Origin of the sequence: Oceanimonas pelagia (assembly GCF_030849025.1) — a bacterium.
In the GTDB taxonomy this organism is placed as follows: Bacteria; Pseudomonadota; Gammaproteobacteria; order Enterobacterales; family Aeromonadaceae; genus Oceanimonas; species Oceanimonas pelagia.
This window is the reverse complement of sequence record NZ_CP118224.1, coordinates 222648-249389: the sequence shown is the minus strand read 5'-3', so window position 1 is coordinate 249389 and position 26742 is coordinate 222648. Positions and strand designations below refer to the sequence as shown.

Sequence of the window (26742 nt, the reverse complement as noted above, 5' to 3'; positions counted from 1 at the left end):
CCCTATAATCAGCCCACTTTTGGCCCCTTAGCTCAGTTGGTTAGAGCAGTCGACTCATAATCGATTGGTCGCCCGTTCAAGTCGGGCAGGGGCCACCATGCAAATACGGAAAAGCCGGCGCATTCATGCGCCGGCTTTTTTTGTGCCATTTGGTGTGCCTCGGCTACATTACCCCGCCATTTCAGGGAATACCGGTGTGTGCCGAATGCTGCCCGTCCTGTTGCGATTCATATACGGTACGGTTTCTGCCGCTGCGCTTGGCCTGATACAGCAGCCGATCGGCAAGGCGCAGGGTATGTTCCAGCTCCCTGTCGCTGCTCAGGCCGCAAAGGCCTGCACTTACGGTAATGTACAGGGAACGATAATCATCACATGCAAGCGGGCTCCGCCGCAGTGACCGATGCAAACGCGCTGCGGCCTGCCGGGCCTCGTCTTCCGTGGTATCGGGCAGCAGCACAATAAACTCTTCGCCGCCCCAGCGCCCGATCACATCGGACTGACGAAACACCTTCTTACAAATACCGGCAAAATGCGCAATGACCCTGTCGCCGGTTTCATGACCGAATTCGTCATTGATCGCCTTAAAATGATCCAGATCCATCAGCATCAGCGTGGCCGGCGTTCCGCGCTGCCAGCCGGGTGCTCTTGCCTGGTTCAGACGTTCTTCCATTGCCCGGCGATTAAACAGCCCGGTCAGCGGATCGGTCGAGGCCAGGTGCATCAGCTCCTTTTGAGCCGACTGCAGTTCCTGAATTAACGTAGCCTGAGCCCGGTGCGCCCGCATCAGCTCAAGGTTGGCCATCACCTGGTTGGCCAAGGTGATGAGAGCGGTACGCTGTTTCTGCGACAGCTCTCTGGGCTGATAATCAAGCACACACAGGGTGCCAATGGGGATGCCGTCCGGACTTTTCAGCAAGGCACCGGCATAAAAGCGCAGGTGCGGTTCGCCTGTTACCAGTGGAAAATGGGCAAACCGGGGATCCAGCCGAATGTCGGGCACCACAAATAATTCCGACTGCAGAATGACGTGTGCGCAAATAGAGATATCCAGAGGCGTTTCTCTGATCCCCAGGCCCCGCTCCGACTTGAACCATTGCCGATCGCGATCGATAAAATTAATCACGGCGGCCGGCACATCACAAATCAGCGCCGCCAACTCGGTGATCTCGTCAAACGCCGCCTCCGGCGGAGTATCCAGGATCTCGTAAGCGGCCAGCGCGGCAAGACGTTGGGCTTGTGCGTTATCGTTGCGACAGGACTTGGGCATTAAACAGGTCATCATCTACACCGAATCAATGGCGGCTGGAATTATTGGGCTGCTGGCAGCCTGGCGGGCAGCTGCAACACCTCGTTCAGGGGCAGCGGAGGGGAAAAACGAAATCCCTGCAGCAGGTCGCAGCCCCGCATAATCAAATCGTCCTGCTGGGCGCGGGTTTCCACTCCCTCGGCCACCACCTGCAGGCCCAGGTGATGCGCCATGGTGATCACCCCCTGCACAATGGCCGCACTGTCCTTGTTGCTGGTAATGTCGTGAATGAAACTGCGATCCAGCTTGAGCTGATTAACCGGCAACTGACGCAAATAACTGAGGCTGGAAAAGCCGGTGCCAAAGTCATCAATGGCCACCTTGACGCCCAGCTCGCGTATGGCCCGCAGGTTCTCAATGGCATGGTCGGCTCCCGACATCAACACCCCTTCGGTCAGCTCCAGCTTGAGCAGGCAAGGCGCCGTTCCGGTCTCCTGCAGTATCTGTTTGACGTCCAGCAGAAACTGACCACGCTGAAAACTCAGCGGCGACACATTCACCGCCACCCGCAAGGGCGCGGACCGGCGGGCATTGATCCGGGCGGCATCCTGGCAGGCCCGCCGCAACACCCAGCGGCCGATGCCGATGATCTGGCCGGTCTGCTCGGCCAGTGGAATAAAATCTCCCGGCGGCACCATGCCCCGCTGCGGATGCTGCCATCGGATCAGGGCTTCCAGGCTGCGTATTTCACCACTGCGGGCATCCACCAGCGGCTGGTAATATACCGTAAACTGGTCATTTTCCAGCGCCTCCTGAATTTCCCGGCGCAGGGTAATGTGGTGATGAATATGCGTGTTGATGCCACCGCTGTACCACTGCCAGGTATTACGCCCCTGCCGTTTGGCTTCACGCATGGCCAGGTTGGCATGCTGAAGCAGCTCACCACCGTCGTGCAGCGGCTCCCCGGCAGCCACAATGCCGATACTGGCACTCAGGTGCAGCGGATGCTCGCCAATATCAAACGGCCGGCACAACAACTCCAGCAGACTTTCCGCCGCCTCAATCATGTCTTGCTGCTGCCGGTTTGGCAGCAACAGGCCGAAGTCATCTCCGCCCAGGCGGGCAAGCAAATCCCCCGGTTTCAGCCAGCCCGTCAGCCGTTGCGCCACCGCCCTGAGCAGGCTGTCGCCCACCTGGTGCCCCAGACCGTCATTGACGATTTTGAAACCGTCCAGGTTGACAGCCAGCACCGCCAGCGAACGGGCCTGATGACCAAACAGCCGGCAGTGCTCTGCCAGCCGGGCCTGAAAGGCCATGCGGTTGGGCAGGCCGGTCAGCAGATCGTGTGAACGCTGAAAGCGCAGCGTCTCTTCGTTTTCGCGTTGCCGGGTCACATCCTGCTGAATGCCAATGTAATGGGTACATTGCCCCTGCGCGTCAAATACCGGCGCCAGTATGCACTGATTCCAGAAGGGAGTGCCGTCCTTGCGGTAATTCAGCAGGGTGACTTCATGTTCACGGCGGTCGGCAATGGCGGCGCGGATGGCGGCCACGGCCCGGGGATCGGTGTTTTCTCCCTGCAGCAAACGGCAGTTGCGGCCCAGCACTTCTTCGCGCCGGTACCCCGTGATGCTGAGAAAAGCCGCATTAACGTAAACCAGGGGCAAGTCCGGTGCCGTGGCATCCGCCATGACAATGCCGTTGGGTGTGGCCTCAATTCCGCGCTTGAGCAAATGCAGCTCGGCTTCCTGGCTGCGCTGCCGGGTCACATCCCGCCCTATGCCGTAAACCCCGACCACATCACCATTAATGACGATGGGCAGGTTGGTAACGTCCATACGATAGCTCTCGCCCCGCGCATTATAGGCGGTCAGTTCGTAGTGCTGGGGCAGGCCCCGGCAACTTTGCCGAAACGCTTTGCGCGCCCGTGCCCTGTCTGCTTTCGCCACAAACTGCTCGCAAGGAAAGCCCCTGAGCTGCTGCTGCGAAAACCCGGTCATGCGCGTCAGGGCCTGATTGCCGGATAGAAAGCGCCCCTCCAGATCAAACTCGAATACTGCATCCGGATGATGGGTGAACAATGAGCGAAAACGTTGTTCGTGCAATTGCAGCGCCTGCCGGTCCCGCTGGCGCTCAATGGTCAGGGCCAGCAGGGCGGCCGCCTGCAGCAGCAGGTTGCGCTCCGCGTCGTTCGGGGATTTCGGGTAGTGATGATAAATGGCAAAGGTCCCCAGCAATTTCTCATCGGCGGTCACCACAGGGGCAGACCAGCAGGCAGCCAGTCCTTCAGCACGGGTATATTCAAGAAACGGCCGCCAGTTGGCATCCTGTGCAATATTGTCGGTGATCACCACATTGCGGCTGTACGCGCTCACACCGCAGGCGGCCATGGCCGGGCCCACGGGCAACTGCTGAGCCGCCCGGCAATAGGCATCGGACAATCCCCGGGCGGCAACCAGGCTCAGCGTGCCCTCTTTTTCGTCCAGCATCATCAGGGATACCCGGGCGTCAGGCAGCTGCTGGGCGACCATGTCGATAATGTTGGTCAGGATATCGTCAAACGGCGCGTGCCGGGCGATTTGGTCCTGAATGCCTTGCTGAATGGCAAGTGCCTTGTGCGCCAGGTTCATACCAGTTTCTCTAAGGAAGGGGAGTTAGCAAAAAATGAAAGCAGAGGGGAATGCGGGCGATCATGCCATGATCTTGACAAAAAAGGCTTTAATTCTGAACCATTCCTCACCGCCGGACACGACCGTTCAGAAAGCCCGGCGGCATTATCCATCCCAAACAGTGATCAGTGCAACTGCCGCCCGTTCCTTCCAGCCGGGCTCCCGCAGCTATACAGGCGCTGGCCATAGGGCATAATAAAACGAAGGTGCCCGGTTGTGCCAGGCAGCCATCCTCTATGCCATTCATCTACCTTCGGGAGCCGCGCCATGATGCAAAAGCCCCATTCCGGCCTGATTGAATTCATTCAGGCCCACCCTCGCCTGCTGGTGCTGACCGGAGCCGGCATCAGTACCGACTCCGGTATTCCCGACTACCGGGATCATCAGGGGCAGTGGAAGCGCCGGCAGCCGGTGCAGCACCCGGACTTTATGGGTTGCGAGCATACCCGTAAACGCTACTGGGGCCGCAGCCTGGTGGGCTGGCCGGTGATGCGCGATGCCCGGCCCAACCTGGCCCACTCGGCTCTGGCACAACTGGAGCAGCTGGGCCATGTCAGCCTGCTGGTCACCCAGAACGTGGACGGCCTGCATCAGCGCGCCGGCAGCGAAAAGGTGGTGGATCTGCACGGGCGCTCCGATCAAGTGATATGCATGAGCTGTCATTACCGTTGCAGCCGGGAAGAAACCCACCGGCGCAGCGCCGAGCTGAACCCGGATTTCATTCACTACACCGCCGCCACCGCCCCGGATGGCGATGCGGATCTGGACGTGGACTTCAGCCGTTTTCGTATTCCCGAGTGCCACCGGTGCGGCGGCATTCTCAAACCCGATGTGGTGTTCTTTGGCGACAATGTGCCCAGGCAAAGGGTGCTGGACTCACTGAATGCGCTTGAAGCGGCCGACGGCCTGCTGGTGATCGGCTCGTCGCTGATGGTGTATTCCGGCTTTCGCTTCTGCCGCAAGGCACAGGAGTGGAACAAGCCCATTGCCGCCCTTACCCTTGGCAAAACCCGCGCCGATGAGCTGCTCAGTCTGAAGCTGAATGCACCCATCACCCCGTTGTTGCAGGCCACCCTCAACGGGCTGGCCTCCCGCAAGCCATCCACCGACAGCAGCGATCATTCCGGTCCCCGAGCCGGAATCCATAACGGAACATCCCGCTGAATAACGGTATTCTGCGGGCCTCACAAGGGCCAACGATGACCCCGATAGCCGATCGCAGCGGGACTATTATAAAATCGGGATCAGCGCCCGCCCTCAAGGAGCCGCCATGTCGCTTATCCTGCTGCTGACTCAGCAGATGTCGCTCTATCTGGTCATCGTGTACCTGGTAAGCCGCACGCCGCTGTTCAAGCTGTTTACCGAAGCCTCCACCCGGTTACCCCACAAGATATTCATTTATCTGGTATTTTCCGGTTTCTGCATCATGGCCACCTATTTTGGCGAGCAGACCCACGGCGCCATCGCCAATACCCGCGCCATGGGCGCCGTGCTGGGCGGCCTGCTCGGCGGCCCGGTGACCGGCACTCTGGTGGGTCTCACCGGCGGGCTGCACCGCTACAGCCTGGGCGGCTTTACCGATCTGGCCTGCGCCGTGTCCACTACCCTTGAGGGGCTGAGTGCCGGTCTGGTCAGCCTGTATCTGCGCCGCACCGGCCGCAGCGAGCAGGTGTTCAATCCGCTGCGGGTCTGCCTGCTGACCCTGTTTGCCGAGCTGATGCAGATGGCCATTATTCTGCTGCTGGCCCGCCCCTTTGACGATGCCCTGGCACTGGTGCTGCAGATTGCGCCGTCCATGCTGCTGGTCAATTCGGTGGGGGCCGCCCTGTTCATGAGCATGATTCGGGATCAGAAAACCATGTTCGACAAGCAGTCGTCGGCCTTTTCCACCAAGGCGCTGAAAATTGCCGAGCGCAGTGTGGGCCTGCTCAGCAAGGGCTTTAACGAGGAAACCAGCGCCCAGGTGGCGCGCATATTAATCGAAGAAACCAAAGTCGGCGCCGTGGCCATTACCGACAGAGAGAAGCTGCTGGCCTTTATCGGTATCGGCGCCGATCATCATCTGCCCGGCGCACCCATCTCTTCACAGATGACCCTGGACGCCATGCAGCAAAACAAGGTGATGTTTGCCGACGGGGTGGAAACCCCCTACGCCTGCTCCATGTCGCCGCACTGTACCCTTGGCTCCAGCCTGGTGATCCCGCTGCACAGCGACAACGAAGTGGTGGGCGCCATCAAGCTGTACGAGCCCAAGAACAAGCTGTTTCTCAATATCAACCGTACCCTGGGGGAAGGTATTGCCCGCCTGCTGTCGAGCCAGATCCTGTTTGGCCGCTTTGTGCAGCAGCAAAGCCTGCTGACCCAGGCGGAGCTGAAGCTGCTGCAGGCCCAGGTCAATCCGCACTTTCTGTTTAATGCATTAAGCACCATAGGGGCCATCACCCGCCGGGATCCCAACAAGGCGCGCCAGCTGTTGCAGCAGCTCAGCCAGTTTCTGCGCATCAACCTCAAGCGCACCACCGGCCTGGTCACCCTGGGCGACGAGCTGGAGCACATTCACGCCTACCTGACCATCGAGAAGGCCCGATTTATCGACAAGCTGCAAGTAGACATCGACATTCCCGCATCGCTGCACGGCGTTCGGGTGCCGGCCTTTACCCTGCAGCCCATTATCGAGAACGCGGTCAAGCACGGCACCTCCCACCTGCTGGACACCGGCCATATTCGGGTCACCGCCAGTATCGGCGAGGGTGTATTATTACTGACGGTCACCGACAACGCCGGCCTGTATCAGCCCAAAAAAGACTCGGATGGCCTGGGCATGAACCTGGTGCACAAACGCATTCAGAACCTGTTCGGGCCCGACTACGGCCTGACCGTGGAGTATGAGCCCGGTGACTTTACGCAAGTGGAAATTCGCCTGCCCGTGACGGAGCCCTCAGCATGATCACCTGCCTGATTATCGACGACGAACCCTTTGCCCGGGACGAGCTGGCCACCCAGCTGGCCGAGGCCCCCGACATCGAGATAGTGGGTCAGTGCGGCAACGCCATTGAGGCCATGCAGGCCATTACCCGGCTACAGCCCGATCTGGTGTTTCTGGATATTCAGATGCCCCGCATCAGCGGCATGGAGCTGATCGCCATGCTGGATCCGGCCACCATGCCCCGGGTGGTGTTCGTCACCGCCTTCGACGAGTTTGCGGTGCAGGCCTTTGACCGCCACGCCTTTGACTATTTACTCAAGCCGGTGGACGAGCAGCGGCTGCAACAAACCCTGGAAAAAGTGCGCCGGGATCTACGCCCGCAGGCAGTAACGGCGCTGGCCCCCAGCCGGCTGGAGCACCTGCCCTGCTACAGCGGTCAGAAACTGAAGGTGGTGGCGGTGAAGGAGGTGGAATACGTGTTCAGCGATCTCTCCGGCGTGCACGTGGCCACCGCCGGCGAACAAGTGCACACCCACATGACCCTGAAGGTCATAGAGGAAAAAACCCCGCTGGTACGCTGCCACCGGCAATACCTGGTAGCCCCCGGCGCCATTGCCGAAATCGAGGTGCTGGAGGCCGGCGCCGAACTCACCACCCGCGCCGGCGCCCGGGTGCCGGTGTCGCGCCGCTACCTCAAGCCGCTGAAGCAGTTGTTCGGCTTTCACTAGCAGCAAAGTGAGCGATCGTTCAGTCCCGCTGGCGACCGCTTACCCCGCCCATTCAACCGCTCACCCAGGTAGCACTTTTCCCGTCTTGTTTACTGCCTACACTGGCGCCAATTTCTACAAGAGGGATGATGTTATGACCTGGTTTTTGCTCTGCGTCGGCCTGCTGCTCGGCGGCTATTTCATCTACGGCACCTTTGTCGAAAAGGTATTCGGCATCAAGCCACAACGCCAGACCCCGGCGTTTGCCCAGGGCGACGGCGTGGACTATGTGCCCATGTCCAAAGGCAAGGTCTACCTCATTCAGCTGCTCAACATCGCCGGTGTCGGCCCCATCTTCGGCCCCATTCTGGGTGCGCTCTATGGCCCCGCCGCCATGCTGTGGATTGTGCTGGGCTGCATTTTCGCCGGCGCGGTGCACGACTACTTCTCGGGCATGCTGTCGGTGCGTAACGGCGGTCAGTCGGTGCCCAACCTGGCGGGTAAATACCTGGGCCGGGGCGCCAAAAACTTTATGAACGTGTTCGCCATTGTGCTGCTGCTGCTGGTGGGCGTGGTGTTTATCTCCGCCCCCGCCGGCCTGCTGGCCAAGATCACCGGCGTGAGCGTGTCGGTGTTTGTGGGCGTGATCTTCGTGTATTACCTGCTGGCCACCATAGTGCCGGTAGACAAGATCATCGGTCGCCTGTATCCCTTCTTTGGTGCCCTGCTGATCTTTATGTCGGTGGGCCTCACCGTGGCGCTGGTGGCTTCAAGCGAGCACACCATGCTGCCGGGCTTTGAAGTGGGCGACTTCTTCCAGAACCTGAACCCCAACGACATGCCGCTGTGGCCGGCACTGTTTATCACCATCGCCTGTGGCGCCGTGTCCGGCTTTCACGCCACTCAGTCGCCGCTGATGGCCCGTTGCGTGGAAAATGAAAGCAATGGCCGCTTTGTGTTTTACGGCGCCATGATCGGCGAAGGCATTATCGCCCTTATCTGGTGCGCCATTGCCCTGTCGTTCTTCGGGGGCGTGGAAGGCCTGAACACCGGCATGGGCGGCAACCCGGCCAATCTGGTGTATGAGGCCTCCACCGGCCTGCTGGGCGCCGTGGGCGGCTTTATGGCGGTACTGGGCGTGATTGTGCTGCCCATCACCTCCGGCGACACCGCCTTCCGCTCCGCCCGCCTGATCCTGGCCGAGTATTTCAATATGCCGCAAAACCGCCTGCCCAAGCGTTTGCTGCTGGCCATTCCGCTGTTCGTGATTGGCGCCGTGCTGACCCAGGTGGATTTCGGCATTATCTGGCGCTACTTCGGCGTGGCCAACCAGGCCACCGCGGTGATGATGCTGTGGACCGCCTCGGCCTACCTGCTGCGCCACAACAAGCTGCACTGGATTGCCACCGTGCCGGCCATGTTTATGACCACGGTCGTTATCAGCTTTTTGCTGAACTCCGCCACCCTGGGCGCCGGCCTGCCGATGACCCTGTCCACCGTCACCGGCCTGGTACTCACCCTGGTGATCACCGCCATGCTCATTACCCGCATCAAGGGCCGCAACGAGGGCATGCTGGCCGACGAAGCCTGATTGCTCACGCCAGATATGCCAAAGCCGGCCTTGTGGGCCGGCTTTTTGTTGTCTGGCAACCTCAGTCCAGGGTCACCTCGTAGCCGGTGAACTTGCGCAGGTTAATCACCCCGGTGTCGAAAATCAGATACTGGCCCTTGATGCCAAGCAGGGTGCCGGCCACTTCCGGGTTCTTGTCGAAGTTGTGGCTGGTGATTTTTTTCGGATATTCCAGCACCGGGTAACTGAGCTCGACCACCGGCTCATCGAGCACGGTAATAGCGTCGTCGCCGTATTTAAGGGTGAGCTCGGCCAGTTTTTCCTTTATTTCCGGCAGCAGGCGTTCGGCTTCGGCCTTGAGATTCAAAGGTGCCTCGTCGCCCTTGAGCATGGCGCGCCAGTTGGTTTTGTCGGCCACCATATCGGCCAGGGCCACTTCCACAAAACCGGAGAGCTGGCGGGTGGCCACCCTGAGCAGCGGCAGTGCCTGGGTGGCGCCCTGATCAATCCAGCGGGTGGGTACCTGGGTATGGCGGGTAATGCCCACCTTGAGGCCGGAGGTGTTGGCCAGATACACGATGTGCTGCACCATGCAGTTGCGATCGCCCCACTCGGGCTCGCGGCAGGTGCCTTCAAAATAGTGGCAGGTTTCCGGCTTCATCACGCACATGTCGCAGCGCGCCAGTTTTTTCATGCAGGGAAAACAGTGGCCCTGAGAGTAGCTTTTTTTGGTTTTGCGGCCACAGGCATCGCAGTAAATGTTGCCGGTAAAGGTCAGCGTCAGGGGCTGGCCCAGACGGGCGTTCAGGTCAATGCGGTGCTCGCCCAGCGCCAGCTGGTAGGCCACGGGGCCAGCCAGGCTGGCCGGCATCTTGATCAGGGTTCCGGTAAGGTTGCTCATGCTTGCTTCTGTGTCGTTATGTTATGAGCACCATTCTACCAGCCACCGGCACGGGCGTCCCGGAGCCGGGTCAGCGCCCGGCTGCCCGCTTGCGGGACTGCTCGCAGTGGGCCTTGAACTTCTCGCCTATCTCGCTGAAGGTAGTGATGTTTTCTTCCGCCAGCCGGGCCGCCAGCTCGGCGTCGCCGGCGCAGATAGCGTCCACCAGCGGCTGGTGGCTGCCGGCGATCTCTTCCGGCTCGTAGGTCACCAGATCGATGTTGAAATAAATCAGCATCTGATTGGCCACGTTCTGGTAGATGCTGTACAGCCGCTGGTTTTCACTCAGCTCCACGATCAGGCTGTGCAACTGCAGCTCCATGCGGCTCAGCTCCTGGCTGTCCACGCCCGGGGTAGCGGCCTTTTCCAGAAACAGCGCCATCATCTCCTGCAGGCGCCGGCGGCCCTCGTCACTCAGGCGCTCGGCCGCCAGCCAGGCGGATCTGGGCTCCAGCGCCACGCGAAGATGAAAGATCTCCCACAGATCGTGCTCGTTCAGATCGATCACCTGCCAGCCCACATAAGGGGTCTGTACCACTATACCCTCGTGGGCCAGGGTGTTCAGCGCCATGCGAATGGTGCTGCGCGACAGCTCCAGCTCCCGGGCCAGGGCACTTTCCACCAGCTTTTGTCCCATCTGGTAATGGCCGCTCAGGATCAGCTCCCGCAGGTAATCGGCGGCTTGTTCTTCCAGACTGCTTTTAATGATTTTTTTCATTACATATCAATCGTCAGGGTGAATCCAGCAGGGCCATTGTACAGGATCTGCATCGCCAGGCGATGTTACACCCGGCAACCGCTCTACAAAGTTTTGCTTCAGACTATCAACAAAACAGACACATTTACCCCTGTTCCTCGGTTTTGACCTGTGTCAAAATCGCCGACCGTAGATTGTAGGACAATCAGCAAAAAGGATCAGGTGAACATGACAGTCAAAGCCATTCGGTTAGACCAACAAGACAATGTCGCCACCCTGCTGAGTGATGCAAGCAAGCATCAGACAGTGGAGGTCATCGACGATCAAAACCAGCGGGTGGGCAGCTTCCAGACGCTGCAGGCCATTCCCTTCGGCAACAAGATGGCGCTGCACGCCATTGCCGCCGAGCAGCCCATCCGCAAGGCCGGCTATGACATCGGACGGGCGATCAGGGCCATTCCCGCCGGCGAGCTGGTGCATGTGCAAAACGTGCGCAGCAGCCGGGTCGATATTCCGGACAACATCATCGAGCAGATCATTCAACAAATGCGGATCGAGACCGAATGAAACAACATTTTCAGGGTTACCGGCGCGCCAACGGCCAGGCCGGGATCCGCAATCATATTTTGATCCTTGCCATTGATGAATGCGCCGAAGGCATTGCCCAGGCCATTCGCCAGAAGGTGAGCGACTGCGTCATCGTGACCAACCACTACACCTGCATGTATGGCGGCAACGAGGAGCTGGTCAACATCATGATCGGCGCCGGCCTCAACCCCAACGTGGCGGGCGCGCTGATCCTCAACATGGGCTGCGGCAGCATCGATCCGGCGCTGATCGCCGCGCCGCTGGAGCAGGCCGGCAAGCCGGTACGGCGGCTGTCGATCATCAAGAACAACGGCACCCGCCAGACCATTCGCCAGGGCATTGAACTGGCACAGGAGCTGGTGGCACAGGCGGCAGAGGTGCCGGTGGAGCCGGTGTCCATCAGCGAGCTGCTGGTGGGAGTGAAATGCGGCGGCTCCGACACCAGCTCCGGCATTGCCTCCAACCCGGCGGTGGGCCGGGCGGTGGATGCCCTGGTGGACGCCGGCGCCAGCTGTGTGGCCGGCGAGCTGATTGAGCTGATTGGCTGCGAAGACATTCTGCGCCAGCGCGCGGTGACCCCGGCGGTGGCCGACAAGCTGGAACGGCTGATCCTGGACGAAGAGCGGCGCTGGCACGTGCCCGGCACCGAGGTGGAAACCATGAGCATCGGCAACAGCGTCGGCGGCCTCACCACCCTGGAAGAAAAGGCCCTGGGCGCCCTGCACAAGACCGGCACCCGGCCCATTCAGGACGTGCTGCGCATTACCCCGCAAGGCATTGAACAACCCCAGGCGCCGGGCATGTATCTGTCCGAAACCAGCCACCTGTGCGGCGCCTCGGGCATGCACTTCGCCGCCTTGGGGGCCCAGGTGATTTTGTGGACCACCGGCGGTGCCGGCTTCAGCAACCCCATCGTGCCGGTGATCCGGGTCAGCGGCAATGCGTCACTGATCACCGAAGACATCGACGTGGACGTGAGCGGCATCATGGCCGCCACCCAGAGCGTGGATCAGGCCGCCGATCAGGTGCTCGACTGCCTGGATCGCGTGATCGACGGCGAACAAACCGCCATCGAGGAAGTGGGCTTTGCCTACTGCTCGCTTTATCAGAAGGATCAGCGTCTGGAGACACTGATCCATTCCCAACCGGTTTAAGAGAATTCGTATGCGTATTACCGATGTGGAAGTGATCTGCCTGCGGGTGCCCGCGGCGGATCAGGAATGCGAATGGGGCGAAGATGCTGTGGTGGTGCGGGTGCACACCGACGCCGGCCTCATCGGTGTGGGCGAAGCCGACAGCTCCCCGGCGGTGATCAAGGCCTGTATTGAAACACCCCAGTCCAACCTCTATTGCCACGGCCTGCGCTCGCTGCTGATCGGCGAAAACCCGCTGGAAATCGAGCGGCTGTGGAACAAGATGTACTGGGCCTCCAACTACGTGGGCCGCCGCGGCGCCGGCATTCATGCCATCAGCGCCATCGACATCGCGCTGTGGGACATCGCCGGCCAGTTTTACCAGGTGCCGCTGCACACCCTGCTGGGGGGAAAATACCGCGACCGTATCAAGGCCTACGGCACCTTTATTCCCGACGCCAACCCCGAGGCCAACGGCGCCATTGCCGCCGGCCTGGTGGCCCAGGGCTTTACCAGCCTCAAGTTTGGCGGCGGCGTGTTCGGCGACGATCCCGACACCGACTACCGCATCGTCAAGGCGGTACGTGAAGCGGTGGGCGATCAGATTGAAGTACAGATCGATCTGGCTTCCAAGTGGCGCACCTCCGGCCATGCCGCCTTTATGGCCGAGCGGCTGGCGCCCTTTAACCTGAACTGGATTGAAGAGCCGGTGCTGGCCGACGATCTGGCCGGCTACAGCAAGCTGGCGGGCAAGCTCAAGGCCAGACTGGCCGGCGGTGAGTCGCTCACCACCCGTTACGAGTTCAAACATTTTCTGGAGCATTCCGGGGTCGATATCGTGCAGCCGGACATCACCCGCTGCGGCGGCATCACCGAAATGAAGAAGATCTACGATCTGGCCCAGCTGCACGGCGTGCAACTGGTGCCCCACGGCTTCAGCACCGGCATTTTGCTGGCCGCCTCGGTGCACTTCCTCGCGGCCAGCGAACACGGCACCCTGATGGAATACTCCCAGAGCCGAAGCCCCCTGTTCACCGATTTGGTGAGCAACCGTCTGCCCTTTACAGATGGCCATGTGCCGGTTCCGGACGCACCCGGACTGGGTGTCGAACTAAACGAAGACATCATCGGTCGGTACCGCGTGTAATCAATGAAATGGAATCATTCGACATGAAACAACAGAGAAATACCGTAGACAAACCGCTGATGCTGGTCAGTTTGACCACCATCTTCTTTATCGTGGCCGGCCTGTCACTGTTTCCCGAACAGGGCAACGCCATGGCCAAACAGCTGTTCAACGTACTCACCGAGCAGTTCGGCTCCGTGTATCTGCTGTTCGGCTTTTTCAGCGTGATCGCCCTGGCCTGCATCGCCTTTGGCAAGCACGGCAACATTCGCCTGGGCGACAACAAGCCCCAGTACAGCCTGTTTACCTACCTGGCAATGATGATCTGCGCCGGACTGGGCTCGGCCACCGTGTACTGGGCCTTTCTGGAGTGGGGCTATTACTACATGAGCCCGCCCTACAACATTGAGGCCAACTCCACCCAGGCGGCGGAATGGGCCACCAGCTACAACATGTTCCACTGGGGCATTTCGGCCTGGTCGCTGTACTGCATCGCCTCGCTGCCGGTGGCTTACTCCTTTCACGTGCGCAAGAACCCGCAGCTCAAGCTCTCCGCCGTGTGTGAAAGCATCATGGGCCGGTTCTACAACGCCGCCGTGGGCAAGACCATCGACACCATCTTCATCTTCAGCTGTGTGGGCGCCATGGGCATTACCCTGGGCCTGAGCGTGCCCATGGTCACCGAGGGCATCGCCGAACTGCTGGGCACCGAAAGCAGCTTTGGCATGAACCTGGCTCTGATGCTGGGCATCACCGCCCTGTTTACCATCAGCTCCTACGTGGGCATTGAAAAGGGCATGGCCAAGCTGAGTGACATGAACACCAAGCTGGCGGTGCTGTTTGTGCTGGCCATTCTGGTGCTGGGCCCGACCACCTTTATCATCGACCAGTCGGTGAACGGCTATGGCCTGATGCTGCAGAACTTCATTCGCATGAGCCTGTGGACCGATCCGGTGGAAGGCGGCTCCTTCCCCACTTCCTGGACCGTGTTCTACTGGGCCTACTGGATGACCTATGTACCCTTTATGGCACTGTTCGTCACCAAGGTGTCCGCCGGCCGTACCCTGAAGGAAGTGATCCTCAGCATGGTGCTGGGCGGCAGCGCCGGCTGCTTTATCTTCTTCGGGGTGCTGGGCAGCTACAGCATGAGCACCCATCTCAACGAGCTGGTGAACGTGACTGAGTCCCTCAACAGCATCGGTGGCTCGGCCACGGTAGTGGAAGTGCTGAAGACCCTGCCGTTCAGCGCCCTGTTCATCGTGGTGTTCGCGGTCATGTCCATTCTGTTCCTGGCCACCACCCTGGACTCGGCCTCCTTTACCCTGGCGGCCACCGCGGCCAACCAGCTGGATGAAAACGCCAACCCACCCACGGCGCTGCGGCTGTTCTGGTGTCTGATCCTGGCGGCGGTGCCCCTGGCGATGATGTTTATCGATGCGCCCCTGAGCACGGTGCAGACCCTGGCCATCGTCACTTCGCTGCCGCTGATGGTGGTAATCTTCATCATGCTGTACGGCTTCTTCCGCTGGCTCAATGGCCGGGAAACCGTGGGCGAGCCAGCTCCCCTGGCGGAGCAACCGATAGTGGCAGCGGTGCCGGCCGACTGATAACGGGCTGACGACATGACTTAAAAAGGCAGAGGACCCCCTCTGCTTTTTTATTGCCCGCCGTGGCACGGTCCTGCCCCCGCTTCCATACTCAGTTCCATGCGCAAGCCATCCGGGAGCATGCCATGGCCCACATTCACTACCCCCGCCTCACTCACCTGGCCCTGCATGTGCGGGATCTCGACGCCTGCCTGCGGTTTTACCATGATTTCTGCGGCATGAAAGAAACCCACCGGCGGCAAAGCGGCCCCCAGACCATCGTCTGGCTGGCGGAGCCGGGCCGGGAGCGGGATTTTGTGTTTGTGCTGATGAACGGTGGCGAGGATCTGCACCTGGGAGAGCGGGACTACCGCCACTTCGGTTTTGCCCTGCAAAGCCGTGCCGCGGTGGACGCCCTCGCCGAGCGGGCCGGGCAGGCGGGCTGCCTGCTGTGGCCACCCCGGAACGAGCCCTTTCCGGTGGGCTATTACTGCGGTGTGAAAGACCCGAACGGCAATCAGGTGGAGTTCAGCTTCGGTCAGCCCCTGGGTCCGGCTGCCGGGCCATCGCCGGCACAGACTCAGTCGCAGTCTCAATAAAGTCCACCTCCCCCTCGGCGGTGATCTGCTGCACGCACACCGGCTCGCCCGCCTCGTTGAAGCGTACATAGCCGATGCCGGCCCGGTTCAGCAGCCGCTCTCCCCTTGAGGCTCCCACCGGTGAATGGGGAGTAATGCGCAGTTTGCGCCGGCGGGTAAACCAGTTCAGCGGCGAACGCGGCGCATAAAGCCAGCGGTTGAGCCGGTCGAGCACGTCCAGCAACCGGTGAGGAAACTCGTTCTTGATACCGCTGCTGGTGATCTGCCAGATGTGGGGCTCACCGCTCCGGTGACGCAGACGAATGTCATACATAAAGGAGTAATGCACATCGCCGGAGAGGATCACATAGTTGGCCGGGGTACGGGCATGACGGAAGATATTGACGATCACGTTGGCGGTGCCCTTGTGGGCCATCCAGTTCTCCGCATCCACCAGCAACGGCTTGCCCAGCCAGGTAAAGATCTTCTGGATCACCTCGATAAGCTTGACCCCGAACACCGGCGTGGGCGAGACCACCACCACCGATTCCTGATTCAGCATCTCCCCCTGCAGTTCGGTGAGCGCTTCCCAGTCCATCAGCCCCGAGGGCCGGTTAAAATTGGACTCGGAACGCCAGCGCCTTGTGCGGGTGTCGAGCACCAGCAGCCGGGGCTTTGTGTCGAGCCGGTATTGCCAGCCATCAAACTTCAGCAGAGTGTCGATCAGCCGATCCTGCTGCTCACTGACGGGCTGCTCGCTCCAGGCCTGCAACCGATCCATGGGATCGCCGGCAAAGGCATCGGGATCATTGCCCCAGCCCTGACAGATCATATAGGCGGTCAGGGCATTACCGATGATCCGCCGGGAGAACGGGTGGCCATAGGCGCTTTCTTCCCAGGCGGCGGTCAGGTTCCAGTCGTCGGTGACATCGTGATCGTCAAAGATCATCAGAGTGGGCAAGTGCGCCAGCAGCCGGCGTACCGCCGGCAACCCGCCCACAAAAGCCGCCAGCCGCTGCCGCTCGCGCTGGTAACGCTCGGCCAGCTTGCCGTCGAGCCGCGGCCGGTCATCGGGCAGCAGCCGCCAGGGCACCGGCGACCACACCAGCAGATACATGGCCAGCACCTCGGCCAGGGTGATCAGGTGGTTGGCGGCACTGCTGGTGGTAAAGATGGGCTTGCGCACCCCTTCAAAAAAGCGCTTCTGCAGGGGGAGGTTGGCCCGCGTGTCGGGTAACAGCTCATGGCGCCGGTAGTAGTTGAGCGGACTGGCAAACAGCTCGGCGCTGTCGGCCACCCGGGCGCCTTCCAGCTGTTCGTCATAAAGTCCCAGCTCGCGGATCAGCTGGTGTATGGCGGTGAGCATGGGGCCGGCCACGTCGTCGGCGTAGATCTGATCGCCACTCAGCATCAGCAGCGCCGGGCGCCGGGAGGCCTGCTCATGGCGCTCAGCAAGCCAGTTATCCGCCGCCACCAGGCCATCGGGAGCGGCATGGTGGGGCTTGCGGCAGGAGCCGTGCAACAGGCTGTCGAGGCGGCTGCGGATCACCAGGCTGGGCAGGCTTTCCCCTGCGTAGCACAGCTCACTCCCCCACTCGGCCATGCCATGCCAGTGCGCCTCTCCCGGCCGTTGCCATTGCAGATCGTAGGCCAGCACTGTGTCGGTGGGCAGAGGCTCGTCGAGGGGCAGGTCAAGCAGCTGAATAAAGCAGGACTCTCCCACCCGCAACTGGCGCTGGCGCTCACCGGCAAACAGCAGCGGTGCGCGGTCGGGCAGGCACAGGCGAAAGGCCAGCCGTTCGCGGCTGGCCAGCCAGAACACCAGGCGAGTGGAGTCGGCCCGGCGCAACAGCGGGCCGGCGAGAATGGTGGAGTCCATGAAAAGTCCGTTGATTCAGCCGTCGGCCCATCATAACCACAGGGCTGGCGCCTTGAAAGCAGGCCGGGCTCAAGCCCGGACGATTTCTGCCGTTAACCCTGTACCGGCTGCTCACTTGCTGAGCACTATTTTGTATCAACTTGAATGACACCAAGGAAACAAGATGATACAAAGATGTAAACAAAAACAGGGTGAGATCAAGGATGAAACGACTTTCCATCAGGCAAAAAATTCTGTTGCTGGCACTGCTGCCCTTGCTGCTGCTGGCCGGTGTCAGCACCTGGATCAACGTCTCCCAGTCGCTGCGGCTCAAGGAGCTCAGCGGCCAGAGTCTGCATCAATCGCTTTTTGAGTCCCGCAAACAGCAGCTGGCCAACTATATGGAGCTGGCCATTACCAGCATTCAGCCGCTGCTGGCCCGGGGCGATACCGACATCGCCAAGGAGCAGTTGCGCCGGCTGCGTTTCGACAAGGGCGCCGGATACTTCTTTGTCTATAACCATGATGGCGTACAGGTGGTGAGTGCCGACAACCCGGCCCGGGAAGGCAACAACTATTACAACGCCACCAGCCCCGACGGACGCCACCTGGTGCAGGAATACATTCAGCTGGGCCGCAGCGGCGGCGGTTATGTGGAATACAGCTGGCCCAAGCCCAACAGCCAGCAAGGCTCGCCCAAGCTGGCCCATATCATGCCCGTTCCCGGCACCGACTGGCTGCTGGGCACCGGTTTTTACATCGACGATCTGCTCGCCACCGTGGCCAGGCTGGAAAGTGAGCTGTCGGCCTCGGTGCGCCAGGGGCTGATCAATTCCGCCATTTCCGCCAGCCTGCTGCTGGCGCTGATCGCCGCCGTGGGCCTGGTGATCGCCCGGGGCATTCATGCGCCCATTCGTCAGGCGGTGCACACCATGGAAAACATCGCTCAGGGGGAAGGCGACCTCACCCGCCGGCTGGATGCCCGGCAACAAAACGAACTGGGCACCCTGGCCCGCTCCTTTAACCAGTTCGCCGGCCAGATCAGCGATCTGGTGAAGGATACCCGCCATTCCGCCGACACCCTGCAGCAGGCCAGCAATGAGCTGCGGCGCTTTATGGAGGAAACCGAAACCGGCATCAGCCGCCAGCATCATGAAAGCGATCAGCTCGCCACCGCCATGAACCAGATGTCGGCCACCGCCCAGGAGGTGGCCGCCAGTGCCGCCAACGCCGCCAGCGCCGCCGAGCAGGCGGAAGCCCTGGTGAACAACGCCCAGCAACAGTTGCAGGGCGCCATCGCGGTGATTGACGGGCTGGAAAACCAGGTGGCCGCCGGGGTCGACATCATTCAGCGGCTGGGGCAGGAATCGGAGCAGATTGGCACCGTTCTCGATGTCATCCGCGGCGTGGCCGAGCAGACCAACCTGCTGGCGCTCAACGCCGCCATCGAGGCGGCCCGGGCCGGCGAGCAGGGCCGGGGCTTTGCGGTGGTGGCCGACGAGGTGCGCACCCTCGCCGGCCGTACCCAGACCAGCACCGAGGAGATCCACACCATGATCACCCGGCTGCAGCAGGGGGCCAAGGAGGCGGTGCAGGCCATCGAGAGCATTCGCGACGGCAGCAGCCACACCGTTACTGAAGCCCGGCGCATCGACGAGGCCCTGCTCGACATCGGCACCGCGGTGAACACCATCAACCTGATGAACGCCCAGATCGCCAGTGCCGCGGAAGAGCAGACCCAGGTGTCGGAAAGCATCAACACCAATGTGCATCAGATAGTGGCCATTGCCGAACAGACCAATGCCGGCTCCCGGGCGGCCAGCCAGACCAGCCGCCAGCTGGGCGAACTGGCCAGCCATCTTCAACAACTGGTAGGCCGCTACCGCACCAGCTAAACCCGAAACGGCAACCCGGGCGACCTGGCCTGCCAATGCCAGAACTTCAACAACCGGTGGGCCGCTACCGCACCAGCTAAACCCGAAACGGCAACCCGGGCGACCTGGCCTGCCAATGCCAGAACTTCAACAACCGGTGGGCCGCTACCGCACCAGCTAAACCCGAAGCGGCAACCCGGGCGACCTGGCCTGCCAATGCCAGCGCTTCAGCAACCGGTGGGCCGCTACCACTCCGGGAGATCCAGCCCGCCGCCGGCGGCATTCACTGGCCACTTGATTCTCCCTTCTTTACACTGAGGTTCCGTTTCCTTCGGAACCTTTTTCTTATGCGCGAAAAACTGGAACGCCGTTCCTTTCTGTTCACCCTGCTGCTGGTCAGTCTGCTGTTCGGACTGGTGCTCAGGCCCTTTTGGGGGGCCATTTTCTGGGCCTGCGCCATCAGTGTGATCTTTTATCCGCTGCAAAACGCCATCATGGCGCGCATCGGCCCCAAGCCCAACCGGGCGGCGCTGCTGACCCTGATCCTGTGTGTGGTCATCGTGGTGCTGCCGGTGCTGTTTATCGCGGCTTCATTCGCCCAGGAGGGACTGTTGCTGTACCAGCGCATCGACCAGGGCGAAATCAGCCCGGGCAAGCTGCTGGAGCAGGTGCGCACCGCCTTTCCGTTGCTGCCCGACCTGCTGACGCGGCTGGGCATCGACCTGGAAAGCGTGCGCGAGAAGCTGTCGGAAACGGCGGTGGCCGCCAGCAAGCTGCTGGCGGGCAAGGCGCTGACCGCCGGCCAGAGTACCTTTACCTTTGTGGTGGACGTGGCGCTGATGCTGTATCTGGCGTTCTTTCTGCTGCGCGACGGCCATCAGATCACCGAGTTGCTGGTGCGGGCCCTGCCCCTGGGCGACGACCGCGAGCGCATGCTGTTTGCCAAGTTTTCGGAAGTGACCCGGGCCACGGTCAAGGGCAACATTCTGGTAGCCATGGCCCAGGGAGCCCTGGGCGGCTTTATTTTCTGGGTGCTCGACATCCCCGGCCCGCTGCTGTGGGGCGTGGTAATGGCGTTTCTGTCGCTGATCCCGGCCATTGGTGCGGCCCTGGTGTGGCTGCCGGTGGCCATCTACCTGTTCGCTACCGGCGAGTGGGTATCGGGCAGCGTACTGGTGGCCTTTGGCGCCCTGGTGATCGGCCTGGCCGACAATGTGCTGCGGCCGCTGCTGGTGGGCCGCGACACCAAGCTGCCCGACTATCTGGTGCTGTTCTCCACCCTCGGCGGCATCAGCCTGATGGGGGTCAACGGCTTCGTGATCGGCCCGCTGGTGGCGGCGCTGTTCCTGGTGTTCTGGGATATCTTTATGCGGGAGTTCAACGGCCGCGAACCGGAGGACTGAGGCCCGTTAGCCAGCCCGGCGCCGAATGCATGGGTTCCCGCCTGCGCGGGAACGACACAGTAAACCGTTATCCCCGCGAAGGCGGGGGTCCATGTCACAGACGATGCTGAAGCTCACACGCCAAAAACAAAAAGGCCCGCATTCACTGCATGCGGGCCTTTTGGCATCAATGGGCTCTGGCTCAGTCCAGCTCAACGGTCAGTTGCACCGACTCGTCGAAGTAGAACTCGTCACAGTTGTTGCCCGGACCGCTGCGGTCCACCACCAGGAACTCGTCGTTGTCGCGCAGCGCCATGATCGGATGGTGCCACACGCCCCTGTGGTAGTTCACGCCCTGACGACCGGTGGCGCGGAAGGCACGCACGGTGGCCGGGTCGATGTGCAGGCTGCCGTCACCCACCGGTGCCACCACGATCAGGAAATCGTGGCCGAACAGCGGAATGAAGGACTGGGAACCGAACGGGTGACGCTCCAGCATCTTGATCGGCAGCGGGTATTCCAGCATCTCGGCACGGAAAATATTGATAATGCCCTGGCCCTGCTCGTCCAGCTGCACCTCACCCAGTTTGTGATAACGGCGGGTAGAGCCGTTGTTGATCATGAAGTAGTCACGACCTTCGGATTCGATCACGTCACCAAAGGGCGCAAAGGCTTCCTTGGTCAGCGGCTCGATCTTGAGAGTTTTGATCATTACTGCCTCCTGCAGAGAAAAGGAAAGCGAGGCGAGGCAGAACGCCTCGCCAGGCGCTGTTACATGTCGCTCAGACGGAACAGGGCGATCTTGTTGATCTCTTTCACGGCGCGATCAAACTCGGTGTCGTAGTCATTGTGAATACGCTCTTCAAACGCCGCCAGGATCTGGTGACGGTTGGAACCTTTTACCGCCATGATGAAAGGAAACTGGAATTTTTCCTTGTAGGCGTTGTTCAGGTAAGTGAAGCGTTCAAACTCTTCCGCGGTACATTCGCTGATGCCGGCACCGGCCTGCTCGTTGGTGGAGGCTTCGGTCAGCTCGCCGCGCTGGGCAGCCTTGCCGGCCAGATCCGGGTGAGCATTGATCAGGTCGAGCTGAGCCTGCTTGTCGGCGTTCAGCAGCACACCGGCCATGCGCGCATGCAGCTTTTCAATCTCGTTGTCGACCTCGGTCAGGCCCTGATCAAAGGTCTGCTCGGCCACCCAGGGTGAATGCTCGTAGATGTCGGCGAAGGTTTTTACAAACTCGTCGCGGCCCATGGCGGAGGGAGTACAGGTCTTGAACAGGCTCATTACTTGTTTCCTTTGTAGGGGTGGTGCTCATACCAGTGCTTGGCAATGTCGATGCGGCGGGTGAACCACACCTTGTCGTGGCTGCGGGCATACTTGATGAAACGCTCCAGGCCGGCCATGCGGCCCGGGCGGCCCAGCAGGCGGCAGTGCATGCCGATGGACAGCATCTTGGGGGCTTCGGCGCCTTCTTCATACAGGACGTCAAAGGCGTCTTTCAGGTACTGGTAGAACTCTTCGCCGTTGTTGTAGCACCCCTGGCCAAAGCGCATGTCGTTGGTGTCCATGACATAGGGGATCACCAGGTGGCCCTTGCCGTTGTTGTCTACCCAGTAGGGCAGATCGTCGGCGTAAGAGTCGGAGTCATACAGGAAACCGCCCTCTTCCATCACCAGCTTGCGGGTATTGGGGCTGTCGCGGCCGGTGTACCAGCCCAGCGGACGCTCACCACACACGCGTTCAAAGATTTCCAGTGCCTTGTACAGGTGCTCGCGCTCTTCTTCCTCGCTCATGAACTGGTAGGTGATCCACTTGTAGGCGTGGGAGCAGATCTCGTGACCTTCGTCCATGAATGCCTTGGCGATTTCCGGATAACGCTCGATGGCGGTGGCCACGGCGAAGATGGTCAGCGGAATGTCGTAGCGCTTGAACAGGCGCAGCAGGCGCCACACGCCGGCACGGCTGCCGTATTCATAGATGGATTCCATGCTCATGTGACGAACGTCGGGCCAGGATACGGCGGCCGGCATTTCGGACAGGAAGGCTTCAGACTCACCGTCGCCGTGCAGCACACAGCGCTCACCGCCTTCTTCGTAGTTCAGCACAAAGTTGATGGCGATACGGGCGTCGCCGGGCCATTTGGGGTGAGGCGGGTTGGCACCATACCCGACCAGGTCGCGGGGATAGTCTTTGTTTTGGCTCATCGGAAAACTCCTAAAAAAACAAAGGATTACATGCCGGCCAAACACAGCCGGAAAGAGAGAGTTTGACGGTCGTCACAATCTTCCCATTGTATACAATAAAATCAACTTATGTAAATGACTGGTTTAGTTTTTGTATCGGAAGCCTGCCGGAATTCTTGCTTTGCGACCCCAAAGCAAAGACAATCGGCAATGAATCAAGATGCTCGCATTCAAAAATGTGATCCGGCACGCTAAAAAACATCTCTCGATGTTAAAACAATGTAGACTCGCCGGTTATCTTGATGTAAAAATACTTCTGCCGGCGTACTCCGTCGGCAGTACCTTGGACTTTGAAGACGCAATCATGCGCAAGGTAACTTGAAAATGGGAAGACTGACTACTCACGTACTCGATACTGCCAAGGGCCTGCCCGGCTCCGACATCAAGGTTGAGCTGTACAAGGTTGACGGCGAGCAGACCACGCTGATCAACACCGTTTACACCAACCACGACGGCCGTACCGACGCGCCCATCCTGGAAGGTGCAGACTATGTATCCGGCAAATACCAGCTGGTATTCCACACCTCTCCTTATTTCAAGAAACAAGGTATTGAACTGCTCGAGCCGGCGTTCCTGGATGACGTTGTTATCCGTTTCGGTATTGCCGAAGGCGAAGAGCACTATCACGTACCCCTGCTGATCGCGCCCTACAGCTACTCTACCTACCGCGGTAGCTAAGGGTCGCAGACGGCTCCTGCTCATGTCGCCGGCCCAGGGAATGGCTGGCGGCATGAGCAGTCTGCAAATCACCCACGAGGACTTCCGGTTATGGAACACGCCAAGCACGAGCCAACCCCTCAAAGCCTCCCGGCTTCTTCGGGATTTCTGGACAGACTGTTTAAACTCAGCGCCCATGGCACCACGGTAAAAACCGAGCTGGTGGCCGGTCTGACCACCTTTATCACCATGGCCTACATCATTTTCGTCAACCCCAATATCATGTCCGCCTCGGGCATGGACTCGGGGGCGGTGTTTGTGGCCACCTGCATCGGTGCCGCCGTGGCCACCCTGTTTATGGGGCTCTACGCCAACTGGCCGGTGGGCCTGGCGCCGGGCATGGGCCTGAATGCCTTCTTTGCCTTTACCGTGGTCGGTGAAATGGGCTACAGCTGGGAAGTGGCGCTGGGCGCCGTGTTCTGGTCGGGCATCATCTTTACCGCCATGAGCTTCTGGAAAATCCGTGAGTGGGTACTCGACGCCATTCCCGAATCTTTACGCTATGCCATGACCGCCGGCGTGGGCCTGTTTCTGGGCCTGATCGGCCTGAAGACCGCCGGCATCGTCGTGGCCAGCCCGGCCACCCTGCTCACCTCCGGGGATCTGACCCAGCCCAGTGCCTGGCTGGCCATCGCCTGTTTTCTTATCATTGCCGTGCTGGCCCACCGCCGCGTGTTCGGCGCCGTACTGATCGGCGTGCTCGGCACCACCCTGATCGGCCTGGGCATGGGCCTGGTGGAGTACAACGGCATTTTCGCCGCGCCCCCCAGCCTGGCCCCCACCCTGTTCAAGCTCGACATCATGGGCGCCCTGGATGTGGGCATGATCACCGTGATCCTGGCGTTTCTGTTTGTGAACATGTTCGACACCGCCGGCACCCTGATGGGTGTGGCCGAGCGCGCCCACCTGCGCCGCCCCGACGGCACTATTGAGGGCCTGAAAAAGTCCCTCAAGGCCGACAGCGCCTCCTCGGTCATTGGCACCTTTGTGGGCTGCCCGCCGGTCACCAGTTATGTGGAAAGCTCCGCCGGCGTGGCCGCCGGGGGCCGTACCGGCCTGACCGCCGTGACCATAGCCGCACTGTTCCTGTTGTCGATCTTCCTGGCCCCGCTGGCCGGCATGGTGCCCGCCTACGCCACCGCCGGTGCACTGATTTATGTCGCCTTCCTGATGGCCAGCAGCCTGGCCAAGATTGAGTGGCAGGATTATACCGAGATGGCCCCGGCCGCCATTACCGCGCTGATGATGCCGCTGACCTTTTCCATCGCCAACGGCATCGCCATGGGCTTTGTGACCTATACCGTGCTCAAGGTGGCCACCGGCCAGGCCGCCAGGGTCTCCGCCGGTGTCTATGTGCTCAGCGCCATTTTCGTGGCCAAGTTTATCTTTATGTAAACCGCTGCCAGCGAAAGCAAAAAGCCACCGCAGTGCGGTGGCTTTTTTGTTGGCGGTGTCCCGTCATGCGGGCTTGACCCGGCCTCTTGCTGTCTGCCTTGAACAGGCTCCGGCGTTCGCCGGAATCGACGGAAGCCGTGAGTTCACCCCGCCAGCCGGCTCATGCGCCGGCGCAGCTCGCTCATCTTGTCGTTCATTACCTGTTCAAACCGGCTCAGCTCCAGCAGCAACCGCTCCCGGGAGCTTTCCCGGCCCAGCAGCTGCTCCAGCTCCGCAATGGCCGCATCCAGCGTGCGCGCCTCTTCCCGGCTGATGACCCTGGAAAAGCGGAATTTGAGGCTGGCGGGCAGGCAGGAATCGGGCTCGCGCTCAAACCAGATCTTGAGCTCCTTGTGGGTGTCGGTGTCACACAGGCGAAACCGACTGATGGCACCGACATCTTCAATGCCCATGGCGGCGAGTGTGGAATAAGCCTGTGTCATGATGAGCCCCTTCGGTTGCACAAAATATTTACATTTTATTAACCGCAAGGCTAGCCATTCAGGGCTGGGAGCGCTAGGGCCAGTTGTGCACGAGGCATATGGCCAACTGGCCCTATGGAACGGCCCCGGCTGGTGCTAATCCGAATGCGGGGCTGCTTCTAGAGTGAGACCACACCCCGTGAACACGACCACAAGACAAGGAGCCGTCGCCATGACCGCACACTCCCTTACCCTCACCCTGAGCCAGGAGCTGGCAGAGCTGTTTGAACAATACGAAGCCCTGACCCGCGTCAGCGCCGAGCAGTATGTGCAACAACTGGTGGAAAAGACCCGGCCCACCCTGGAGGCCATGGTGGCGGCGCTGCAGGAAGCCGGCGACGACGAAGCCGCGGTGATGGAGCTGTTTGGAAAAAAGATGGCCGAATCCATGCTGCGCCAGCAGGCGGCCCAGGCCTGAAAAAATAACGCCATGCGCAGGGCATGGCGTTATTGCTGTGGTTACTTCAGCGCTTCTATCTGGCGGCGCAGCTCGTTCAGCTTGTCCTGCATCACCCGCTCCATGTGCTCCAGATCCGCCAGCAACTGCTGTTTGGTGTCGGCGGTGGTCTCATCGGCGGTGTGCGCCTCGCTGCCCAGCAGCCGGTGCAGCTCAAGCAGGGCCTGGCGCAGAATCGGGCTGGTGTCTTCCAGCTGATGCCATTGCTCGGTTTTCTGAAATTCCACCGGTCCCAGGGATTTGGGACGGGCAAAGGTGAACTTCTTGCTGCGCGACAGCAGCGAGCCCTTGGGCCTGTGGTAATAAATCTTGAGCACGTCCGCCCGGCCTTCACGGCGCAGCTGGTAACGGCTGATATTGTCAAAGGAGGTAATACCCATCTGGGCAAGGGTGGGATACTGTTCGCTCATTGCTGCTCACTTGAAGGTTTATCAATCAACACCACTCCGCTGCTGGCGGAGCAAACTGTTGCTGCAGGCCTTCTTCCTTGAGCAGCGCCGACACATGCGGGCCGGGGCGAGCAACA

Annotated in this window: 24 protein-coding genes and 1 tRNA gene; 15 read left to right on the top strand and 10 right to left on the bottom strand. The window is 60.7% G+C overall.

Features of this window, described 5'->3' with window-relative positions; genetic code table 11:
• The first annotated feature begins 21 nt into the window (after positions 1-21).
• Positions 22-98, top strand: a tRNA-Ile gene (locus PU634_RS01195).
• Between the two features lie 83 nt (positions 99-181).
• Here the strand turns inward: PU634_RS01195 and PU634_RS01190 are convergent.
• Positions 182-1267, bottom strand: a complete 1086-nt coding sequence (locus tag PU634_RS01190; protein ID WP_306762261.1) for a GGDEF domain-containing protein — start codon at positions 1265-1267, stop codon at positions 182-184.
• Between the two features lie 41 nt (positions 1268-1308).
• A complete protein-coding gene (locus PU634_RS01185) occupies positions 1309-3876 on the bottom strand; it encodes an EAL domain-containing protein (RefSeq protein WP_306762260.1) in 2568 nt (855 codons plus the stop codon).
• A gap of 306 nt (positions 3877-4182) precedes the next feature.
• Here PU634_RS01185 and PU634_RS01180 point away from each other — a divergent pair, with 306 nt between their 5' ends.
• The 4 genes from PU634_RS01180 (at position 4183) to PU634_RS01165 (ending at position 9139) form a co-directional block, all read left to right on the top strand.
• Complete coding sequence (locus PU634_RS01180; protein WP_306762259.1) at positions 4183-5079, top strand: NAD-dependent protein deacetylase; 897 nt, start codon at positions 4183-4185, stop codon at positions 5077-5079.
• A gap of 106 nt (positions 5080-5185) precedes the next feature.
• Positions 5186-6862 (top strand): sensor histidine kinase, encoded by a 1677-nt coding sequence (locus tag PU634_RS01175; RefSeq protein WP_306762258.1) that lies wholly within the window; start codon positions 5186-5188, stop codon positions 6860-6862.
• Positions 6859-7569, top strand: coding sequence for a two-component system response regulator BtsR (gene btsR, locus PU634_RS01170; RefSeq protein ID WP_306762257.1), 711 nt, complete (start codon positions 6859-6861; stop codon positions 7567-7569). Before PU634_RS01175 ends, btsR begins: the two co-directional genes overlap by 4 nt.
• A 133-nt stretch (positions 7570-7702) precedes the next feature.
• Positions 7703-9139, top strand: coding sequence for a carbon starvation CstA family protein (locus PU634_RS01165; RefSeq protein ID WP_306762256.1), 1437 nt, complete (start codon positions 7703-7705; stop codon positions 9137-9139).
• 61 nt (positions 9140-9200) lie between these two features.
• On the opposite strand, the gene PU634_RS01160 is transcribed toward PU634_RS01165, so the two are convergent.
• Both PU634_RS01160 and PU634_RS01155 read right to left on the bottom strand, forming a co-directional pair.
• Entirely contained in the window at positions 9201-10019 is an 819-nt protein-coding gene (locus PU634_RS01160) for a DUF2797 domain-containing protein (protein ID WP_306762255.1), read from the bottom strand.
• 70 nt (positions 10020-10089) lie between these two features.
• The gene (locus PU634_RS01155; RefSeq protein WP_306762254.1) at positions 10090-10776 is read right to left on the bottom strand and encodes a GntR family transcriptional regulator; all 687 of its coding nucleotides are present in this window, start codon (positions 10774-10776) and stop codon (positions 10090-10092) included.
• Between the two features lie 207 nt (positions 10777-10983).
• On the opposite strand from PU634_RS01155, the gene PU634_RS01150 reads away from it, so the two are divergent.
• From PU634_RS01150 to PU634_RS01130, 5 genes are all read left to right on the top strand, one after another.
• Positions 10984-11322 carry an SAF domain-containing protein gene (locus PU634_RS01150; RefSeq protein ID WP_306762253.1) on the top strand — a complete coding sequence of 113 codons (339 nt, stop codon included), beginning with the start codon at positions 10984-10986 and terminating at the stop codon, positions 11320-11322.
• A complete protein-coding gene (locus tag PU634_RS01145) occupies positions 11319-12497 on the top strand; it encodes a UxaA family hydrolase (RefSeq protein ID WP_306762252.1) in 1179 nt (392 codons plus the stop codon). Before PU634_RS01150 ends, PU634_RS01145 begins: the two co-directional genes overlap by 4 nt.
• A 10-nt stretch (positions 12498-12507) precedes the next feature.
• Positions 12508-13623: a mandelate racemase/muconate lactonizing enzyme family protein gene (locus PU634_RS01140; protein ID WP_306762251.1), complete on the top strand. Its 1116-nt coding sequence runs from the start codon at positions 12508-12510 to the stop codon at positions 13621-13623.
• Positions 13624-13646: 23 nt separating this feature from the next.
• Positions 13647-15209: a BCCT family transporter gene (locus PU634_RS01135; protein ID WP_306762250.1), complete on the top strand. Its 1563-nt coding sequence runs from the start codon at positions 13647-13649 to the stop codon at positions 15207-15209.
• A gap of 125 nt (positions 15210-15334) precedes the next feature.
• The gene (locus tag PU634_RS01130) at positions 15335-15787 is read left to right on the top strand and encodes a VOC family protein (protein WP_306762249.1); all 453 of its coding nucleotides are present in this window, start codon (positions 15335-15337) and stop codon (positions 15785-15787) included.
• Here PU634_RS01130 and PU634_RS01125 read toward each other — a convergent pair.
• Positions 15717-17645, bottom strand: a complete 1929-nt coding sequence (locus PU634_RS01125) for a metallophosphoesterase family protein (RefSeq protein WP_306762248.1) — start codon at positions 17643-17645, stop codon at positions 15717-15719. The two genes, PU634_RS01130 and PU634_RS01125, sit on opposite strands and share 71 nt — an antisense overlap.
• A 203-nt stretch (positions 17646-17848) precedes the next feature.
• On the opposite strand from PU634_RS01125, the gene PU634_RS01120 reads away from it, so the two are divergent.
• On the top strand, positions 17849-19519 hold the full coding sequence (locus tag PU634_RS01120) for a methyl-accepting chemotaxis protein (RefSeq protein WP_306762247.1): 1671 nt from the start codon (positions 17849-17851) through the stop codon (positions 19517-19519).
• Positions 19520-19845: 326 nt separating this feature from the next.
• Entirely contained in the window at positions 19846-20901 is a 1056-nt protein-coding gene (locus PU634_RS01115) for an AI-2E family transporter (RefSeq protein ID WP_306762246.1), read from the top strand.
• Between the two features lie 181 nt (positions 20902-21082).
• Here the strand turns inward: PU634_RS01115 and PU634_RS01110 are convergent, their stop codons facing one another.
• Genes PU634_RS01110 through puuE form a run of 3 tightly spaced genes read right to left on the bottom strand, consistent with a single transcriptional unit; the run spans position 21083 to position 23087 of the window.
• A complete protein-coding gene (locus PU634_RS01110; RefSeq protein ID WP_442604702.1) occupies positions 21083-21592 on the bottom strand; it encodes an ureidoglycolate lyase in 510 nt (169 codons plus the stop codon).
• A gap of 59 nt (positions 21593-21651) precedes the next feature.
• Positions 21652-22167 carry a 2-oxo-4-hydroxy-4-carboxy-5-ureidoimidazoline decarboxylase gene (gene uraD / locus PU634_RS01105; protein WP_306762245.1) on the bottom strand — a complete coding sequence of 172 codons (516 nt, stop codon included), beginning with the start codon at positions 22165-22167 and terminating at the stop codon, positions 21652-21654.
• On the bottom strand, positions 22167-23087 hold the full coding sequence (gene puuE, locus PU634_RS01100) for an allantoinase PuuE (RefSeq protein WP_306762244.1): 921 nt from the start codon (positions 23085-23087) through the stop codon (positions 22167-22169). Before puuE ends, uraD begins: the two co-directional genes overlap by 1 nt.
• Positions 23088-23450: 363 nt before the next feature.
• Between puuE and uraH the strand changes: the two genes are divergently transcribed.
• Together uraH and PU634_RS01090 are read left to right on the top strand one after the other, a co-directional pair.
• Entirely contained in the window at positions 23451-23804 is a 354-nt protein-coding gene (gene uraH / locus PU634_RS01095) for a hydroxyisourate hydrolase (protein WP_094200460.1), read from the top strand.
• A 90-nt stretch (positions 23805-23894) separates the two neighbouring features.
• Positions 23895-25238, top strand: a complete 1344-nt coding sequence (locus PU634_RS01090; RefSeq protein WP_306762243.1) for an NCS2 family permease — start codon at positions 23895-23897, stop codon at positions 25236-25238.
• A 143-nt stretch (positions 25239-25381) separates the two neighbouring features.
• Here the strand turns inward: PU634_RS01090 and PU634_RS01085 are convergent, their stop codons facing one another.
• Positions 25382-25720 (bottom strand): DUF3461 family protein, encoded by a 339-nt coding sequence (locus tag PU634_RS01085; RefSeq protein ID WP_306762242.1) that lies wholly within the window; start codon positions 25718-25720, stop codon positions 25382-25384.
• A gap of 211 nt (positions 25721-25931) precedes the next feature.
• On the opposite strand from PU634_RS01085, the gene PU634_RS01080 reads away from it, so the two are divergent.
• Complete coding sequence (locus PU634_RS01080) at positions 25932-26177, top strand: hypothetical protein (protein WP_306762241.1); 246 nt, start codon at positions 25932-25934, stop codon at positions 26175-26177.
• Between the two features lie 41 nt (positions 26178-26218).
• Here PU634_RS01080 and PU634_RS01075 read toward each other — a convergent pair whose 3' ends face one another.
• Positions 26219-26626: a DUF3461 family protein gene (locus PU634_RS01075; RefSeq protein ID WP_306762240.1), complete on the bottom strand. Its 408-nt coding sequence runs from the start codon at positions 26624-26626 to the stop codon at positions 26219-26221.
• Positions 26627-26742 lie beyond the last annotated feature (116 nt).

What these genes read in the sequence shown, in the direction of transcription:
- PU634_RS01115 (WP_306762246.1), top strand. Translation starts at nt 19,846, where the DNA reads ATGCGCGAAAAACTGGAACGCCGTTCCTTTCTGTTCACCCTGCTGCTG.
- PU634_RS01090 (WP_306762243.1), top strand. Translation starts at nt 23,895, where the DNA reads ATGGAACACGCCAAGCACGAGCCAACCCCTCAAAGCCTCCCGGCTTCT.
- PU634_RS01185 (WP_306762260.1), bottom strand. Translation starts at nt 3,876, where the DNA reads ATGAACCTGGCGCACAAGGCACTTGCCATTCAGCAAGGCATTCAGGAC.
- btsR (WP_306762257.1), top strand. Translation starts at nt 6,859, where the DNA reads ATGATCACCTGCCTGATTATCGACGACGAACCCTTTGCCCGGGACGAG.
- PU634_RS01110 (WP_442604702.1), bottom strand. Translation starts at nt 21,592, where the DNA reads ATGATCAAAACTCTCAAGATCGAGCCGCTGACCAAGGAAGCCTTTGCG.
- PU634_RS01130 (WP_306762249.1), top strand. Translation starts at nt 15,335, where the DNA reads ATGGCCCACATTCACTACCCCCGCCTCACTCACCTGGCCCTGCATGTG.
- uraD (WP_306762245.1), bottom strand. Translation starts at nt 22,167, where the DNA reads ATGAGCCTGTTCAAGACCTGTACTCCCTCCGCCATGGGCCGCGACGAG.
- PU634_RS01125 (WP_306762248.1), bottom strand. Translation starts at nt 17,645, where the DNA reads ATGGACTCCACCATTCTCGCCGGCCCGCTGTTGCGCCGGGCCGACTCC.
- uraH (WP_094200460.1), top strand. Translation starts at nt 23,451, where the DNA reads ATGGGAAGACTGACTACTCACGTACTCGATACTGCCAAGGGCCTGCCC.
- PU634_RS01075 (WP_306762240.1), bottom strand. Translation starts at nt 26,626, where the DNA reads ATGAGCGAACAGTATCCCACCCTTGCCCAGATGGGTATTACCTCCTTT.
- PU634_RS01150 (WP_306762253.1), top strand. Translation starts at nt 10,984, where the DNA reads ATGACAGTCAAAGCCATTCGGTTAGACCAACAAGACAATGTCGCCACC.
- puuE (WP_306762244.1), bottom strand. Translation starts at nt 23,087, where the DNA reads ATGAGCCAAAACAAAGACTATCCCCGCGACCTGGTCGGGTATGGTGCC.
- PU634_RS01140 (WP_306762251.1), top strand. Translation starts at nt 12,508, where the DNA reads ATGCGTATTACCGATGTGGAAGTGATCTGCCTGCGGGTGCCCGCGGCG.
- PU634_RS01085 (WP_306762242.1), bottom strand. Translation starts at nt 25,720, where the DNA reads ATGACACAGGCTTATTCCACACTCGCCGCCATGGGCATTGAAGATGTC.
- PU634_RS01165 (WP_306762256.1), top strand. Translation starts at nt 7,703, where the DNA reads ATGACCTGGTTTTTGCTCTGCGTCGGCCTGCTGCTCGGCGGCTATTTC.
- PU634_RS01155 (WP_306762254.1), bottom strand. Translation starts at nt 10,776, where the DNA reads ATGAAAAAAATCATTAAAAGCAGTCTGGAAGAACAAGCCGCCGATTAC.
- PU634_RS01160 (WP_306762255.1), bottom strand. Translation starts at nt 10,019, where the DNA reads ATGAGCAACCTTACCGGAACCCTGATCAAGATGCCGGCCAGCCTGGCT.
- PU634_RS01190 (WP_306762261.1), bottom strand. Translation starts at nt 1,267, where the DNA reads ATGCCCAAGTCCTGTCGCAACGATAACGCACAAGCCCAACGTCTTGCC.
- PU634_RS01175 (WP_306762258.1), top strand. Translation starts at nt 5,186, where the DNA reads ATGTCGCTTATCCTGCTGCTGACTCAGCAGATGTCGCTCTATCTGGTC.
- PU634_RS01180 (WP_306762259.1), top strand. Translation starts at nt 4,183, where the DNA reads ATGATGCAAAAGCCCCATTCCGGCCTGATTGAATTCATTCAGGCCCAC.
- PU634_RS01080 (WP_306762241.1), top strand. Translation starts at nt 25,932, where the DNA reads ATGACCGCACACTCCCTTACCCTCACCCTGAGCCAGGAGCTGGCAGAG.
- PU634_RS01145 (WP_306762252.1), top strand. Translation starts at nt 11,319, where the DNA reads ATGAAACAACATTTTCAGGGTTACCGGCGCGCCAACGGCCAGGCCGGG.
- PU634_RS01135 (WP_306762250.1), top strand. Translation starts at nt 13,647, where the DNA reads ATGAAACAACAGAGAAATACCGTAGACAAACCGCTGATGCTGGTCAGT.
- PU634_RS01120 (WP_306762247.1), top strand. Translation starts at nt 17,849, where the DNA reads ATGAAACGACTTTCCATCAGGCAAAAAATTCTGTTGCTGGCACTGCTG.